Raw genomic sequence first — 14,233 nt, forward strand, 5'->3', positions numbered from 1 at the left:
CGGTCACAGTGTGACCAGCGCTTTTGATATCGGCGTTCTGTCGAGTGTCAGGCGATGCCGACGAACGAAAGAACTGCAATGACGATGACAACGGCTCCGACGAGCCAGACGATGCTGTTCATGTTACTCTCCTTTTACGATCAATAGGTCTGCAGCGCGGATCAGGCGAACCCGACCAGATTGAGGATCGCGATGATGATGACGACCGCTCCAACGAGCCAAACGATGCTGTTCATAGTTCCCTAGCTCCGTGTTGTTCCGACCCATCAACGTGGTCGTCCGCAAAAGGTTCCCGGCGACGTAGCTGGAACCTTTGATGCATCAAGGGGTTCGTCTTAGTTGTCCACGCATGGCCTTAACGCGAGATCAAAGGACTTCGAATGTCGTTTCACCCCGACACCGCCTCGCTGCAGCAGACGCCGAAGCCGGCTCGGGCGACGCTGAAGCCGGAGACCACCAGAAAACAGCGCGTGGTCATCATCGGTGCGGGGTTCGGCGGTCTTGCGGTCGCGCGCGAACTCGGCGGCACCGATCTGGAGGTGACGGTCATCGACCGGCGCAACCACAACCTCTTCCAGCCGCTGCTCTATCAGGTCGCGACGGCAGCCCTTTCGCCGGCCGACATATCCGAGCCGATCCGCCGGACGCTCGGGCGCTACGCCAACATCAAGGTTATGCTGGCGGAGGTGGTCGGCATCGACAAGCTCGAAAACCGGGTGCTGCTCGATCACGGGGCACCGGTCAGTTTCGATCGGCTGATTATCGCATCCGGATCCGAGTACAACTATTTCGGCCATGACGACTGGCGCGCCGCAGCGCCAGGCCTGAAGACAATCCACGAGGCGCGGCTCATCCGGCACCGGCTGCTGCTCGCCTTCGAGCGCGCCGAACTGTCGACCGATCCGGAAGAAAAGAAGGCGCTGCTCACCAGCGTCATCATCGGCGGCGGGCCAACCGGCGTCGAGATGGCCGGCGCCATTGCCGAACTCGGCCGTTTCATGATCACCCGCGATTTCCGCATGCTGGCGCCGGAGCATTTCCGGGTCATTCTGCTCGAGGCAGGTCCGCGCATCCTCGCGGCCTTCCCGGAAAAGCTCACCGCCTACGCCACCCGCGAACTTGAGAAGATGGGCGTCGAGGTGATGACCGGCCGCATGGTCGAAGAGGTCTCCAGAGAGGCTGTGGTTGCCGGCGGCGAGACGATCCGCACCGGCAACGTCATCTGGGGCGCCGGCGTCAAGGCGTCGCCGGCGGCCAGCTGGCTCGGTGTCGAGGGCAAGGCGGGTGGAAGGGTGCCGGTCGGGCCGGACCTCAGGGTCGAGGGGTCGCCGGCCATCTTCGCGATCGGCGACACGGCGCTCGGCATCGGCGAGGACGGCAAGCCGCTGCCGGCGCTGGCACAGGTCGCCAAGCAGCAGGGCCAGTATCTCGGTCGCGCGGTGCGGGCAGAATTGCTGGACGGTACCAAGCCGCAGCCCTTCCATTTCCACAATCGCGGCAACACAGCCGTCATCGGCCGCCACGCGGCGATCTTCGATTTCGGCACCTGGCAGATGAAGGGACGCATCGCCTGGCTGCTTTGGGCGCTCATCCACGTCTACCTGCTCGTCAATTTCGAGAAGCGGCTGCTCGTCACCGTCCAGTGGATCTGGCGCTACCTGACCCGCCAGCGGGGCGCCCGGCTGATCGACGAAAACGCGTCGGCCTTCGTCCCGTCGACCACGCAGAGGAGTGAAACATGAATACTGCCAATCCGCAGCTCGAAGGTCTTTACCTGGCGCTTGCCGCCATGAACCGACTGATGGTGGAGAAGCAGCTTCTGACCCATGAGGAAATCCACGAGACGCTCGCCGAGACGGAAGCGGCGGTAATGAAGAACTCGGCGCTCGACGGCCAGTCGGACTCGCACCGCAAGGCGGTCGCCTTCCCCATCCGTCTGCTGATGACTGCCAACGAGGCAGCCGAACGGGGCGGCGAGCCGACCTTCGAGGATCTGGCCAGGCAGGTCGGTCGAACCAGCTAGAGCGGTCCGCGCAGATACTGCAGGGGTAGCAATCGTCTAAATTTTGCTGTGGGATAAGCTTCCCAGCAGGCCGTACCGGCAGCCGACATGCAAAAGGCGGCCGACCTAGCCGACCGCCTCGTCAGTCGCCGAAGATGACCGCTCAGATGATCGGCTTGCCGCCGGTCACGGCGATCGTCGCGCCGGACACATAGCTCGACAGCGGATCGGCGAGCATCACATAGGCGGTGGCGAGTTCCGCCGGCTGGCCCGGGCGCTTCATCGGCACCTGCATACCGAAATTCTTGACCTTCTCCTCCGGCATCGTCGACGGGATGAGCGGCGTCCAGATCGGACCCGGCGCGACCGCGTTGGCGCGGATACCCTGCTCCGCCAGCAGCTGGGCCAGGCCTGCCGTAAAGTTCTGGATGGCGCCCTTGGTGGTCGCATAGGCAAGCAGCTGCGGGCTCGGGCTGTCGGAATTGATCGACGCCGTGTTGATGATCGCGCTGCCGGGTTTCATGTGTTTGACCGCCGCCTTGGTCAGATAGAACATCGCATGGATGTTGACCTTGAAGGTCAGTTCCCACTCCTCGTCCGGGATCTCCTCGATCGACGAGAAGGTCGCCTGGTGCGCTGCATTGTTGACGAGGATATCGATCCCGCCAAGTTCGTTGACGGCGGTGTCGATCACCTTGCGGCAATGCTCGGAATTCTGCAGGTCGCCGGCGACGAGCACCGCCTTGCGGCCGGCTTCTTCGACGAGACGCTTGGTTTCCGTGGCATCCTCGAATTCATCCAGATAGGAAATCAGGACGTCGGCGCCCTCGCGCGCATAGGCGATCGCGACTGCCCGTCCAATGCCGCTGTCGCCGCCGGTGATGACGGCCTTTTTGCCTTCAAGCCGTCCGGAGCCGCGATAGGAGGTCTCGCCATGGTCCGGCGTCGGGGTCATGTCGCGCGTCATGCCCGGCATCGGGATCTGCTTCTGATCGAAGGGCGGCGTCGGATATTGCTCGGACATGGTCTACCTCGTTGGCTGTTGGGGAGCCTGTTAAACCAATAGCCGGTGCGGATGTTCCCCCGCCCCTGACACCGAGGGGCGCCGGTTGCCGGCGCGCAAAATCGCCGCAGGACGAGGACCTGCGGGGCTGGATCTCGAACCCGGAGGGTTTTCAGCCGCGGAAGATGAAGGACGCGCCGATAGCGATCAGGGCAAAGCCGATTGCGTGATTCCAGGTCAGGTTCTCGCCCAGCCAGAAAACCGAGAAGCCGGAAAACACCAGGAGCGTGATGACTTCCTGCATGGTCTTCAGCTGCGCCGTCGAATAGACCTCCGAGCCCATCCGGTTGGCCGGCACCGCAAGGCAATATTCGAAGAAGGCGATCGCCCAGCTGACGACGATGGCGATCCAGATCGCCGTTCCCTTGTGCTTCAGGTGGCCGTACCAGGCAAATGTCATGAAGATGTTGGAAGCAAACAGCATGATGATCGGCCAGATGGCCGCGGGCGAAAACGAAATGGGCATGGGCTCGGCGCCTTGTTGGGATGAAGTGGAAGATCCCCTAGCCGCTTATAGGACGGATGAAAACGCTGTCTTCATCACTTTTGGACACCGTGCCCGCCAGAACAGGAGAACCTGAAAAAACAAAAAAGCCCGCCGGGAGGCGAGCTTCTATGTGTCGGAAGAACCGGATCTTACAGTTCCGGGCAACCGCGTTCGTTGGCGAAGGTGATGCGGTCGGGACCGCGACGCGTCCTGCCTTCGACGACGACGCGGCTGGGCGTCACGCGGACAACTTCCGGGTCGCGCAGGCCGGACTCGCGGGCGGCGGCGCGGGCTTCGCGCTCGCTGCAGCCCATCGGGCGGCGGTCGCGATCACGATCGCGAACAACCGGACGCACGCCATCGGGACCGATCTGCAGTTCGACGCCTTGTGCATGTGCCGGCACAGTCGAGGCGAGGCCGGCAGCGGTGAGCGCGAAAGCTACACCGACCGCTCCGATAAATCTTTTCATATTTCCTCCTTGGCCGTTGATCATCCGGCACGCTAATACTTTGCCTCGCCTAAACGCAAAGCATAGCATCTTGTTCCGGTCATATCTTGTGCCGAAAGTGATTCTTTTTCCTGATGTCAGTGAGAAATTCCGCAAGTTGTTCGCAGCCGGAGGTCTTGGCTGCATCCCGGCTTTACATGCGCAACCTGGATCGGCAACGGGCGGCTCAGAAGTCTTGCTGGCGGCCGCGTCAACGCTCAGATATCGAGCGCATCGCGCAGTGCAAGTCCCTCGCGCACCCGGATATCGAGATCGGCTTCGATGTGGTCGATATGGTGGAGCATCAGGGCGCTTGCCTGCTTCACGTCGCGCTTCTCCAGCGCCTCTAGGATGTCGCCATGTTCGTTGTGGCCGCAGCGCGAGACGCCGGTGCTGCCATAGAGGGCGATGACCAGGGACGAGCGGGCAATGAGCTCGTCCATGAACCGCTGCAGGATGATGTTGCCGGAGAGCTGCGCCAGCATCAGATGGAAATCGCCCGACGCCTTGATCTCCGCCCGACGCGCCGCCGGCCCCCGCTCGTTCATGAACCGGACCTCTTCCTGCAACTGATGGCGGAAGGCCTCAATATCCGCATCCGTCACCCGTTCGACGGCGCCGGCAACGATGCCCGGCTCGATGAGACGCCGCGAGGCGAACACCTGCCGGGCTTCCTCCGGCGTCGGATTGGCGACGAACGCCCCGCGATTGCGCTCCGACTTTACCAGCCCCTCAAAGGCAAGCATCTGCAAGGCGGCGCGCACCACGGTGCGACTGGCCTCGAACAGCGAGCCGACCTCGCTTTCCGACAGCTTCGTGCCCGGCGCCAGACGGCGATCGACGATCGCGTTCCGCAGCGTTTCGCGGATGGCCAGAGCTCGATCGTCGGGAGGGATGTCGAAGGGGGAGAGCATGTCGCTGATGGTCATTGGCACTTCCATGTGACGACCAAGCTTAGCGCGAACTCGCTCCTCTGCAAACCCTCGATAAGGATTGCATACGCAACGCACCGTTGATCGTATCCAATCGCTTCAATTTTGCGCAACCGCTGCACCTGCCTTGTGCATGCAGTGCGCCCCGCGCGCATTGGTCCGCCGACGAGGCCCGTCAGGCATCCGTTCTCGAACTGGCACGGCGGATGCATGGGTAAGCTTGCCTCATCAGGAGACATGCATGACCAAAGCGGCAAAGATCGAGCTCGCATCGGTATCGAAGGTCTACGGCAGCACCACCGCCGTGCACCCGATCAGCCTGCAGATACCGGCCGGCAGCTACTGCTGCCTCCTTGGCCCATCCGGCTGTGGCAAGACGACGACGCTGCGGATGATCGCCGGTCACGAGGGTATCACCAGCGGCGATGTCCTGCTCGGCAACAAGAACGTCACCGATCTTGCGCCGGCAAGCCGCGGTACGGCGATGATGTTCCAGTCCTATGCGCTGTTTCCGCATCTCGACCTCGTCGACAACGTCGCCTTCTCGCTGAAGATGAAGGGCGTCGACAAGGAGGTCCGTCGCGCCAAGGCGATGGAGATGCTGACGCTGATGCAGCTGGAGCCGTATGCGACGCGCCGGCCGGCACAGCTGTCGGGCGGCCAGCAGCAACGCGTGGCGCTTGCCCGGGCGCTGATCACCGATCCGGAAGCGCTGCTTCTCGACGAACCGCTGTCGGCGCTCGATCCGTTCCTGAAGATCCGCATGCGCGCCGAACTGAAGAAGCTGCAGACCTCGCTCGGCATCACCTTCGTGCACGTCACCCACAGCCAGGAAGAAGCGATGGCGCTTGCCGATCTGGTGGTGGTGATGAACGACGGGCGCATCGAGCAGGCGGCGCCGCCGCGCACCGTCTTCGAACGCCCGGCGACCGCCTTCGTGGCGCGCTTCATGGGTGATCACAACGTCATCTCCGGGCGCGTCGGCGCTATTCACGGAGAGATGCTGACGCTTGCGGTTCCGGCAGGCGGCGAGTTCACAGCACCTTCGGACGGCCGCGAGATCGGCGAGCCGGTGGATATCGCCATCCGCACCGACCGGGTGAAGATCGGCACCGCATCGCAGCCCGGCCTCGGTTTCATCGGCAGCGTGTCCAACATCGAATATCGCGGTGCCTCCGTGAAGCTCTCCGCCACCGGCGCGGGCATAGAGGAGTTCACCGCCATCCTCAGCGACAAGATGTTCTTCGACGAACCGGTCCGGGTCGGCGAAGCCATCCAGCTGTCCTGGAGCCCCGAGGACGTCATCGTCCTCGGCCGCTCCCAATAACCGAAAAGCAATAACAACAACCTCCAGAGGAGATCAGGGCATGACGAATTCCAAGAAGACAGCAGCCGGCCTGACCCGCCGCAACCTGCTGAAGACCGCATCCGCCGCCGCCGGCCTCGCCGCCGGCTCCGGCGCCATCACCGGCTTCCCGACCATCTGGGCGCAGTCGAAGATCACCCTGCGCCAGTTCGGCACCGGCGTCTCGAACATCAATGCGATTGCCGAAAAGTGCAAGGCCGACCTCGGCATCACGCTGGAGATGACGGCGACCGACAGTGACGCCGCCGCCCAGCGCGCCGTCACTCAGCCGAACTCCTACGACATCGCCGATATCGAGTACTGGATCCTGAAGAAGGTCTACCCGACAGGCGTCATCCAGCCGATGGAAGTCAAGAAGCTGAAGTACTACGACAAGGTCGTGCCGCTGTTCAAGAACGGCAAGCTGAAGCCGGACAGCGTCATTGCCCAGGGCACCGCACCGCATACCGTCGGCTACGTGGAAAAGGTCGGCGACAAGAAGTTCGCCAAGGGCGAGACCGAATACTTCACCATGATGCCGACGATCTACAATGCCGACACGCTGGGCATTCGCCCGGATCTCGTCGGCCGCGAGATTACCAGCTGGGCCGACATCATGGACCCGAAGTTCAAGGGCAAGGCATCGATCCTCAACATCCCGTCGATCGGCATCATGGATGCCGCGATGATCATGGAAGCCATGGGCAACATCAAGTATGCCGACAAGGGCAACATGACCAAGGCCGAGATCGACAAGACGATCGACTTCCTGATCAAGGCCAAGCAGGACGGCCAGTTCCGCGCCTTCTGGAAGAGCTTCGACGAGAGCGTCAACCTGATGGCTTCGGGCGAAGTGGTCATCCAGTCCATGTGGTCGCCGGCCGTTGCCGCCGTCCGTTCCAAGGGCATCGCCTGCAAGTATCAGCCGCTCAAGGAAGGCTACCGCTCGTGGGGCGGCGGCCTCGGCCTCGCCTCGCACCTCAAGGGCGCGCAGCTGGATGCCGCCTACGAATACATCAACTGGTACACGTCCGGCTGGGTCGGCGGCTACCTCAACCGCCAGGGCTACTATTCGGCCTGCATGGAGACCGCCAAGGGCTTCATGACGCCCGACGAATGGGGTTACTGGATCGAGGGCAAGGCCGCTGCAAACGACGTGCTCTCGCCGGAAGGCAAGGTCATGGAGAAGGCCGGCGCCGTGCGCGATGGCGGCTCGTTCGAGGACCGCATGGGCAAGGTCGCGTGCTGGAACTCCGTGATGGACGAGGACCGCTACATGGTTCGCCGCTGGAACGAGTTCATCGCCGCTTGATGACGTGAAGAAGTCCCCACCCCCCCTGCCGGCCACCCTCCCCACAAGGGGGAGGGATACCTGCCGAGCCGCTGTGCCTCTACGCGGTTCCGCAGCGGGATCGGGACTCCGCCGACGACATTTCGCAGGACGCTGCGGAGTGGGCCTCCCAACGGAGGGTAGGACTTGGCCGCTCGTCGTCTCCTCCCTTGTGGGGGAGATGGCCGGCAGGCCAGAGGGGGAATTTCCCGAAGGAGACGACCAGGAATGACCACCGTACGATTTCTCGGCGTCGGCGAGCCGAAGGTAAAGTCCAGTCGCAGGCTGCCGCTCTGGCTGGTGTCCTACCTGCAGGCGACGCCGCTCGCTGTCATCCTCGGCTGTTTCCTGCTGCTGCCGCTGGTGATGATCTTCGTCGTCAGCTTCTGGGACTATGATTTCGCCCAGATGTATCCCGACCTCCTGACGATGAACTACGTCGAGACGCTGGGGTCCTGGGTTACCTGGAAGACCTATCTCAACACCTTGAAGTTCGCGGCGATGGTCTGGGCAATCACCCTCTTCCTCGGCTTCTGGGTCGCCTACTTCCTCGCCTTTCACATCCGCACCGCCACCATGCAGATGGTGCTGTTCCTCGTCTGCACCGTGCCGTTCCTGACATCCAATATCATCCGCATGATCTCGTGGATCCCGGTGCTCGGCCGTAACGGGCTGATCAATTCGGCACTGGTGGATGCCGGCCTGATCGCCGAGCCGGTGGAATGGCTGCTCTATTCGGATTTCGCCGTGGTGCTGGCCATGGTGCATCTCTACACGCTGTTCATGGTGACGCCGATCTTCAACACCTTGATGCGCATCGACAAGAGCCTCGTCGAGGCGGCCCGCGATGCCGGCGCGTCCGGCTGGCAGGTGCTGACCAATGTCATCATTCCGCTGGCAAAGCCCGGCATGGCGATCGGCACGATCTTCGTCGTCACCCTGGTGATGGCCGATTTCTCCACCGTGCAGGTGATGTCCGGCGGCCAGAGCGCGTCCGTCGCGCTGATGATGAAGAACCAGATGTCGCTGCTGCAATATCCGGCAGCCGCCGCCAACGCCGTCGTGCTGCTGGTCCTCGTTCTCCTGATGGTCGCCGGCATCCTGCGCATCGTCGATATCCGCAAGGAGCTCTGACACTATGTATTCCGACAAGCGCTCCCGCGAATTCTACATTCTCGCCATCGTCTTCTGCCTCTTCGTGCTGTTCCTCTACGGGCCGCTTTCGGCGATCCTCATCCTCTCGTTCCAGGGACCGAACGGCGGCCTCACCTTCCCGCTCAACGGCGTGTCGCTGCGCTGGTTCGCCAACCTGTTCGAGACCCAGGCGGTGGGCGATTTCGGCGGCGCCTTCCGCCGCTCGGCAGCGCTTGGCGTGATGGTGATGGTGGTGACGGTCGCGGTGTCACTGCTGGCCGGCCTTGCCTTCCGCCGCCGGTTTGCCGGCGCGACCGCGCTCTTCTACCTGTCCGTCGCCAGCCTCGTGGTGCCGTCGATCATCATCTCGCTCGGCATCGGCGTGCTGTTCTCCCAGCTCGGCCTGCAGCCGGCCTGGTACTCCTCCGCCTTCGGCGCCCACCTCACCTGGACGCTGCCGTTCGGCGTGCTGATCATGTTCGCCGTCTTCAACCGGTTCTCGCCGGCCTACGAGGAAGCTGCCCGCGACCTCGGCGCCACCTCCTGGCAAACATTCCGCCACGTCGTGCTGCCGATGATCGCTCCGTCGCTGATCGGCGTCGGTCTGTTTGGCTTCACCCTCTCCTACGACGAATTCGCCCGCACGCTGATGACATCAGGCACCTACAACACCCTGCCGCTGGAGATCTACGGCATGACCACCAATGTCACGACGCCGGTGCTCTATGCGCTGGGAACGGTGACCACGCTGTTCTCCTTCCTGGTGATTGCCGGAACACTGGCACTGATCGTCATGATCAACCGCCGACAGGCAAGGCTCTGATGAAGATCCTGCTCGTCAATCCGAACACCACGGCCAGCATGACGGCGACCGCCGCCGATGCCGCCTGGCGAGTCGCCGCCGTCGGCACCGAAATCGTCGCCGCCACCTCGACCATGGGGCCGGCCTCGATCGAAGGCTATTACGATGAAGCATTGGCCGTGCCGGGCCTGCTCATGGAGATCGCCAGAGGCGAGCAACAGGGCGCCGATGCGGCGATCATCGCCTGCTTCGACGATACCGGCCTCGATGCCGCCCGGGCGCTGTGCGGCATTCCTATCATCGGCATCTGCGAGGCAGCCCTTGCCAGCGTCTCGTTCATCGCCCAGCGCATCACTATCGTCACCACCATGGAGCGCTCGCGCCTGCCGATCGAGCATCTCGTCCAGCGCTACGGCATGGCCGGACGCGTGAAGGTGCGGGCTGCCGACATTCCGGTGTTGTCGCTCGAAGACCCCGCCTCCAATGCCGGCGAACGGCTCTGCGCCGAGATCGCGCTGGCACTGCGCGACGACAGAGCCGAGGCCATCGTCCTCGGCTGTGCCGGCATGGCGGATCTGACCGCGGAACTGCAGCGTGAGTTCGGCGTGCCGGTCGTCGATGGCGTCGCCGCCGCCGTCAAGCAGGCCGAGGCGCTGGTTTCGCTGGGGCTGACCACCGCCAAGCGCGGCGCCTACGCGACGCCGATCTCCAAGACCTATACCGGCCTGCTTGCGCCTTTCGAACCGACGGCGCTGTCGGCGTGACGGGCCGCGACATCCTGACCCTGAACCTCTCGCAGGTCGGCGACCTGATCGGCTGGGCGAAAGCGGAAGGCTGGAACCCGGGCCTCGACGATGCCGCGCCGTTCATCGCGGCGGACCCGAAAGGCTTTCTCGGCTGCTTTGTCGATGGGCGGATGGCAGCCGGCATTTCCGCGATCCGGTACAATGACCGTTTTGCCTTCATCGGCCTCTACATCTGCCATCCCGATTTTCGCGGACAGGGGCACGGTCGGGCGCTCTGGGATCACGCGCTGACATCCCTCGGGACGCGAACCATCGGCCTCGACGGCGTGCCGGCCCAGCAGGCAAATTATGCGCGCATGGGATTCGCGCCGGCCTACCGGACGATCCGCTGGAGCGGTCGCGTTCCGGCGCTGACATCGCCGTCATCGGGCCTTGTGAGCGTGACGCCCGACCTCCTGCCGCAGATCGCCGCACTCGATGCGCGAGCCTTCCCGTCGCAGCGTCGCGGTTTCCTCGACGCCTGGCTTTCGCCGCCGCGCACGGCACTCGCCATTTGCATGGATGGCGCCGTCAGAGGGTATGGCGCGCTGCGACGCTGTCATGACGGGTTCAAGATCGGCCCGCTCTTCGCCGATGACGAAGAGCATGCCGAAACGCTATTTGAGGCGTTGGCCATGCAGGCGGGAGCAGACGAGGTGCACATCGACGTGCCCGAGGACCAGACGGTGTTTTCTGCCCGTCTGCAACGGCTTGCCTTTACCGCGGGCTTCGTCACCGCCCGCATGTACAAAGGCACGCCTCCGCTCCACGATCGGCACCTCGTCTATGGTGTGACGACGCTCGAACTCGGCTGATCCCGAAGCCCTCAGCGGGCGAGCAGCACCGGCACCGGCGTCGTCTCCAGCAGCGCGTGTGTGACACCGCCGAAAATCCGCTCGCGCAGGCGGGAATGCCCGTAGGCGCCCATGACGATGAGGTCGGCGCCGATCTCCACCGCATGCGCGCGAAGCACATCCTCGACGGGTCGGCCGCCGCTCGGCAACTGGTCGATCGTCACCTTCACGCCGTGGCGATCCAGAAACGCCGCCACCTCGGCACCGGGCTCGCCGCCGTTGTGGTGGTAGGAGGCATCCGGATCGACAAGCACCACATGCACGGTCTCGGCATTCGTCAGGATGTCGATCGCCTCGCGCACCGCACGCCCGGCTTCAGCCCTTGAATTCCAGGCAACGAGTACGGTCTTCACAGGCAGGGCCGCCGTATGGTTCTTCGGCAGCAACAGCAGCGGCCGTTGCGCTTCGAACACCGCGCCATCGACGATTTCGGTCAGCAACCGCGCGTCAGCACCGGTCTTGTCGCCAACGATCACAAGGTCGCTGTAGAGCGCCCGCTGGAAGACGTTGTCCGCCAGGAAGGCGCGCTCGGTATAATAGCGGCTGAGGTCGAACGGCAGGCCCGAAGCTTCGCACAGGATCTGCACCCTGTCGGCGGCCGTGTTCAGGGCCTGCATGTCGGCGACCCGCTCATCGAGCCAGACCACGCCGACCGGATAGTCGCCGATACCGGGCGGCACGGCGAGATCCACGACAAGCACCGAAAGGTGTGCATCGAGCCTGCCGGCGAGGTCGATGGCTCGCGCAATATCGGCCTCGGCACCATCGCTTCCGACGACTGCAAGTAAGGTCTTGAACAACATGCCGCTCTCCCTGAACGCTGGAGGCTAAAGCGCCTCCGATGCAGTGGAGATTAGCGTGGCTGGCGACGGCAGACTTGATCCTGATCAAAAGCGGGACGCAGTGCCGTGGCAGTTGCCTCAGTAGACGGGATACATCCCCCAGAAGAAGATGTCGGCCGGCTCCAGCCGCAAGTCCCTGTCCCGATTGGGCTGCTCGTCCGCCTCGTCCTCGGCCACGCCATCCTTGTCGGCCCGTTCATCGGACGCCGGCCTCCTTTGCGTCAGTCCGAACAGATCGAAACCGAACAGGCTAAAGCCACCAATCATGTCGACCCTCCAGATGAAATGAGCCTGATGCTCCACAAGATGAGCAAACCGTGCCGCAGGTCACAAGGAGTGTCGAAGAATACTTCGCCAATCCAGCCGTCAATGTTAAAAAACCTTGCTCCTTCCCGCCTGCCTCGGCGTCTGCCCACTGGCGCTGCATCCTGTTCTTGTGAAAAGCTTTGGTCACCGGCAACCAGTTTGGCTCGGCATCGTTACTGCTCCGCTTGAAGTCGCCTCCGACAAACCGCGGCGCAGGGGCTTGGACTTCGGCGTCTTAAGGTCTATCTATGCTGCGCTGCGGCAAACTCCGAGACTGGCGACATTCTTCATTGTCGGCACCTCCCTATTCCCGGCTCCGGTCGGCACTCTCAACGGAGTTCTTTATGACGATCATGCAAACAAAATTCGATCCCGCGAATTCGGTCTCCATCGCTTCGAAGATCACCGAAGCCCGCAAAGCGAGCGGCTACAGCTTCGAGGACCTGGCAATCGCCTGCGGACTGACGATAGCGGAACTGGAAACCATCGAGGACGGTCGCGATCTGGATCCATTGCGCATCCAGCGGGTGGCATCGGCGCTGCGCCTTCCCGCCTTGCCGATCTGACCTGAGTGACACACGGGAGCGGGCTCTGCCCGCTCTGCCGTCGCCTCCACAACGTCGGCGACATGTCGGTTACGGCCGACGGCTATCGGCGCCACGCGCCAATGTCTCTATACGAGCGCCAGCTGTTCAAATTCGCGCGACTGCTCAATGCCCCTCGACACCAGAACCTAATCCCGTCAACCTGAGGTGGCGGCAGAGGCTTGACGCCTCTCAATCAGGACGCAAAGACGCCTACGACCGCAACGATCGCCTTCAGCGGAATGACTGCCATGACTGCCAGAATGGCGATACTGACGCGGCCAATAGTGGCGCTGGTATCGAAAATGCCGAGGATGCCGATCGCAAGAGCGATCGTCCAGATCGGCTCTATCTCATAAGTATTCACGGTCAGCAGGAGCGCGGATACTATGAAATAGGCTGCGCCGCGCATCAGGCGCAGCGCACCGCGCTTTACTCCGGCCAATTCATACAACGCGTGCATGACTTCGTCTTTCTGCATTGCAGTACTCCTGTGGCACGACATGCATATCCCGATCGCGTGTAATATTCAACGGTGAATGGATTGCAAACAATCAGGTTAGACGCGCACAGCTTCGGTCCGATGGCGTATCTTTACTGTCCCGGAACCGCAATATGGCGAGCCTTGCTTCGTCGGCGGGCGCTGTTTGCAGGGTGGCTCGCAGGAACTCCACCATCCAAAGATCGACTGGGCTGGACTGACGTCAGCGCCGGGCCGTTCTGTCATAGCGGCAGCCATTGTTAACGGCACCGATCACGGGCATCCTGCGCTCTCTGGCTCAGGAGAACACCATGCAGAGCCTCATGACGAAGGACTTGATCTGGCAAGCAATGCTTGCGCTCGCAGGCTACATCGCGACAGCCTACGTATTCGAAGAGGTGATCGGTGGAGGCGCGCTTGGCTGGTCCGTCGGCGGGGTCATCCTGGCGATGACCTGTTATCCGCTCCTGAAAAGGCTGCTGGAATACCGAGGACTTCGGTAGGCGCTGCTGTCTGCGCACGGCGCAGCGTTAGAGACGGACAGCGCCTGTCCGGCTACACAGGCTTCGCAGCGGCTCCAGACAACTCAGATATGTGATGAAGTTGGTAGCGGGGGGCGGACTTGAACCGCCGACCTTGGGGTTATGAATCCCACGCTCTAACCACCTGAGCTACCCCGCCAAATCGCGCCGCCGTGAGCATTGAAAGCCCGTGGCGTCCGGCGCGATGGGGGGCTTATAGTGTGTTGCTCCGACCAAAGTCAAGCGCGCTTGTTTCAAATCCCGGCCGGTTTTTCCA

17 protein-coding genes and 1 tRNA gene are annotated in these 14,233 nt (G+C 62.9%); 10 read left to right on the forward strand and 8 right to left on the reverse strand.

Annotated elements, in window-relative coordinates; all coding sequences use genetic code 11:
- Window positions 1-380 precede the first annotated feature (380 nt).
- Window positions 381-1,742, forward strand: coding sequence for an NAD(P)/FAD-dependent oxidoreductase (locus tag ACR65N_RS13485; RefSeq protein ID WP_440457441.1), 1,362 nt, complete (start codon window positions 381-383; stop codon window positions 1,740-1,742).
- Entirely contained in the window at window positions 1,739-2,023 is a 285-nt protein-coding gene (locus ACR65N_RS13490; protein WP_440457442.1) for a hypothetical protein, read from the forward strand. Before ACR65N_RS13485 ends, ACR65N_RS13490 begins: the two co-directional genes overlap by 4 nt.
- A gap of 142 nt (window positions 2,024-2,165) precedes the next feature.
- Here the strand turns inward: ACR65N_RS13490 and ACR65N_RS13495 are convergent, their stop codons facing one another.
- From ACR65N_RS13495 to ACR65N_RS13510, 4 genes are all read right to left on the reverse strand, one after another.
- The gene (locus ACR65N_RS13495; RefSeq protein ID WP_430305000.1) at window positions 2,166-2,978 is read right to left on the reverse strand and encodes an SDR family oxidoreductase; all 813 of its coding nucleotides are present in this window, start codon (window positions 2,976-2,978) and stop codon (window positions 2,166-2,168) included.
- Window positions 2,979-3,177: 199 nt separating this feature from the next.
- The gene (locus tag ACR65N_RS13500; RefSeq protein ID WP_440457443.1) at window positions 3,178-3,531 is read right to left on the reverse strand and encodes a DMT family protein; all 354 of its coding nucleotides are present in this window, start codon (window positions 3,529-3,531) and stop codon (window positions 3,178-3,180) included.
- A gap of 170 nt (window positions 3,532-3,701) precedes the next feature.
- Complete coding sequence (locus ACR65N_RS13505) at window positions 3,702-4,022, reverse strand: hypothetical protein (RefSeq protein ID WP_430304430.1); 321 nt, start codon at window positions 4,020-4,022, stop codon at window positions 3,702-3,704.
- Between the two features lie 236 nt (window positions 4,023-4,258).
- Window positions 4,259-4,969, reverse strand: coding sequence for a GntR family transcriptional regulator (locus tag ACR65N_RS13510; RefSeq protein WP_440457444.1), 711 nt, complete (start codon window positions 4,967-4,969; stop codon window positions 4,259-4,261).
- Window positions 4,970-5,213: 244 nt separating this feature from the next.
- On the opposite strand from ACR65N_RS13510, the gene ACR65N_RS13515 reads away from it, so the two are divergent.
- The 6 genes from ACR65N_RS13515 (at window position 5,214) to ACR65N_RS13540 (ending at window position 11,183) form a co-directional block, all read left to right on the forward strand.
- Entirely contained in the window at window positions 5,214-6,299 is a 1,086-nt protein-coding gene (locus tag ACR65N_RS13515) for an ABC transporter ATP-binding protein (RefSeq protein WP_440457445.1), read from the forward strand.
- Window positions 6,300-6,339: 40 nt separating this feature from the next.
- Window positions 6,340-7,629: an ABC transporter substrate-binding protein gene (locus tag ACR65N_RS13520; protein ID WP_440457446.1), complete on the forward strand. Its 1,290-nt coding sequence runs from the start codon at window positions 6,340-6,342 to the stop codon at window positions 7,627-7,629.
- A 246-nt stretch (window positions 7,630-7,875) separates the two neighbouring features.
- The gene (locus tag ACR65N_RS13525; RefSeq protein ID WP_430304435.1) at window positions 7,876-8,781 is read left to right on the forward strand and encodes an ABC transporter permease; all 906 of its coding nucleotides are present in this window, start codon (window positions 7,876-7,878) and stop codon (window positions 8,779-8,781) included.
- 4 nt (window positions 8,782-8,785) lie between these two features.
- Window positions 8,786-9,604, forward strand: a complete 819-nt coding sequence (locus ACR65N_RS13530; RefSeq protein WP_440457447.1) for an ABC transporter permease — start codon at window positions 8,786-8,788, stop codon at window positions 9,602-9,604.
- Window positions 9,604-10,347 carry an aspartate/glutamate racemase family protein gene (locus ACR65N_RS13535; protein WP_440457448.1) on the forward strand — a complete coding sequence of 248 codons (744 nt, stop codon included), beginning with the start codon at window positions 9,604-9,606 and terminating at the stop codon, window positions 10,345-10,347. Before ACR65N_RS13530 ends, ACR65N_RS13535 begins: the two co-directional genes overlap by 1 nt.
- Complete coding sequence (locus tag ACR65N_RS13540; protein WP_440457449.1) at window positions 10,344-11,183, forward strand: GNAT family N-acetyltransferase; 840 nt, start codon at window positions 10,344-10,346, stop codon at window positions 11,181-11,183. The genes ACR65N_RS13535 and ACR65N_RS13540 overlap by 4 nt, the downstream gene beginning before the upstream one ends.
- An 11-nt stretch (window positions 11,184-11,194) precedes the next feature.
- Here the strand turns inward: ACR65N_RS13540 and ACR65N_RS13545 are convergent, their stop codons facing one another.
- The gene (locus ACR65N_RS13545; RefSeq protein WP_440457450.1) at window positions 11,195-12,025 is read right to left on the reverse strand and encodes a universal stress protein; all 831 of its coding nucleotides are present in this window, start codon (window positions 12,023-12,025) and stop codon (window positions 11,195-11,197) included.
- 117 nt (window positions 12,026-12,142) lie between these two features.
- Window positions 12,143-12,331 (reverse strand): hypothetical protein, encoded by a 189-nt coding sequence (locus ACR65N_RS13550; RefSeq protein ID WP_440457451.1) that lies wholly within the window; start codon window positions 12,329-12,331, stop codon window positions 12,143-12,145.
- Between the two features lie 383 nt (window positions 12,332-12,714).
- Here ACR65N_RS13550 and ACR65N_RS13555 point away from each other — a divergent pair, with 383 nt between their 5' ends.
- A complete protein-coding gene (locus ACR65N_RS13555) occupies window positions 12,715-12,936 on the forward strand; it encodes a helix-turn-helix domain-containing protein (protein WP_430304441.1) in 222 nt (73 codons plus the stop codon).
- Between the two features lie 214 nt (window positions 12,937-13,150).
- On the opposite strand, the gene ACR65N_RS13560 is transcribed toward ACR65N_RS13555, so the two are convergent.
- The gene (locus ACR65N_RS13560) at window positions 13,151-13,435 is read right to left on the reverse strand and encodes a hypothetical protein (protein ID WP_440457452.1); all 285 of its coding nucleotides are present in this window, start codon (window positions 13,433-13,435) and stop codon (window positions 13,151-13,153) included.
- A 311-nt stretch (window positions 13,436-13,746) separates the two neighbouring features.
- Here ACR65N_RS13560 and ACR65N_RS13565 point away from each other — a divergent pair, with 311 nt between their 5' ends.
- Window positions 13,747-13,938, forward strand: a complete 192-nt coding sequence (locus tag ACR65N_RS13565) for a hypothetical protein (RefSeq protein ID WP_440457453.1) — start codon at window positions 13,747-13,749, stop codon at window positions 13,936-13,938.
- A 101-nt stretch (window positions 13,939-14,039) separates the two neighbouring features.
- On the opposite strand, the gene ACR65N_RS13570 is transcribed toward ACR65N_RS13565, so the two are convergent.
- Window positions 14,040-14,116: transfer RNA gene (locus ACR65N_RS13570), tRNA-Met, on the reverse strand.
- Between the last annotated feature and the right edge of the window lie 117 nt (window positions 14,117-14,233).

It is taken from the genome of Rhizobium sp. SAFR-030, from assembly GCF_059415005.1.

Excerpts from the sequence above, each read along its gene's own strand:
- ACR65N_RS13565 (WP_440457453.1), top strand. The coding sequence starts at position 13,747 with ATGCAGAGCCTCATGACGAAGGACTTGATCTGGCAAGCAATGCTTGCG.
- ACR65N_RS13550 (WP_440457451.1), bottom strand. The coding sequence starts at position 12,331 with ATGATTGGTGGCTTTAGCCTGTTCGGTTTCGATCTGTTCGGACTGACG.
- ACR65N_RS13510 (WP_440457444.1), bottom strand. The coding sequence starts at position 4,969 with ATGACCATCAGCGACATGCTCTCCCCCTTCGACATCCCTCCCGACGAT.
- ACR65N_RS13560 (WP_440457452.1), bottom strand. The coding sequence starts at position 13,435 with ATGCAGAAAGACGAAGTCATGCACGCGTTGTATGAATTGGCCGGAGTA.
- ACR65N_RS13525 (WP_430304435.1), top strand. The coding sequence starts at position 7,876 with ATGACCACCGTACGATTTCTCGGCGTCGGCGAGCCGAAGGTAAAGTCC.
- ACR65N_RS13520 (WP_440457446.1), top strand. The coding sequence starts at position 6,340 with ATGACGAATTCCAAGAAGACAGCAGCCGGCCTGACCCGCCGCAACCTG.
- ACR65N_RS13490 (WP_440457442.1), top strand. The coding sequence starts at position 1,739 with ATGAATACTGCCAATCCGCAGCTCGAAGGTCTTTACCTGGCGCTTGCC.
- ACR65N_RS13500 (WP_440457443.1), bottom strand. The coding sequence starts at position 3,531 with ATGCCCATTTCGTTTTCGCCCGCGGCCATCTGGCCGATCATCATGCTG.
- ACR65N_RS13545 (WP_440457450.1), bottom strand. The coding sequence starts at position 12,025 with ATGTTGTTCAAGACCTTACTTGCAGTCGTCGGAAGCGATGGTGCCGAG.
- ACR65N_RS13485 (WP_440457441.1), top strand. The coding sequence starts at position 381 with ATGTCGTTTCACCCCGACACCGCCTCGCTGCAGCAGACGCCGAAGCCG.
- ACR65N_RS13505 (WP_430304430.1), bottom strand. The coding sequence starts at position 4,022 with ATGAAAAGATTTATCGGAGCGGTCGGTGTAGCTTTCGCGCTCACCGCT.
- ACR65N_RS13535 (WP_440457448.1), top strand. The coding sequence starts at position 9,604 with ATGAAGATCCTGCTCGTCAATCCGAACACCACGGCCAGCATGACGGCG.
- ACR65N_RS13555 (WP_430304441.1), top strand. The coding sequence starts at position 12,715 with ATGACGATCATGCAAACAAAATTCGATCCCGCGAATTCGGTCTCCATC.
- ACR65N_RS13530 (WP_440457447.1), top strand. The coding sequence starts at position 8,786 with ATGTATTCCGACAAGCGCTCCCGCGAATTCTACATTCTCGCCATCGTC.
- ACR65N_RS13495 (WP_430305000.1), bottom strand. The coding sequence starts at position 2,978 with ATGCCGGGCATGACGCGCGACATGACCCCGACGCCGGACCATGGCGAG.
- ACR65N_RS13515 (WP_440457445.1), top strand. The coding sequence starts at position 5,214 with ATGACCAAAGCGGCAAAGATCGAGCTCGCATCGGTATCGAAGGTCTAC.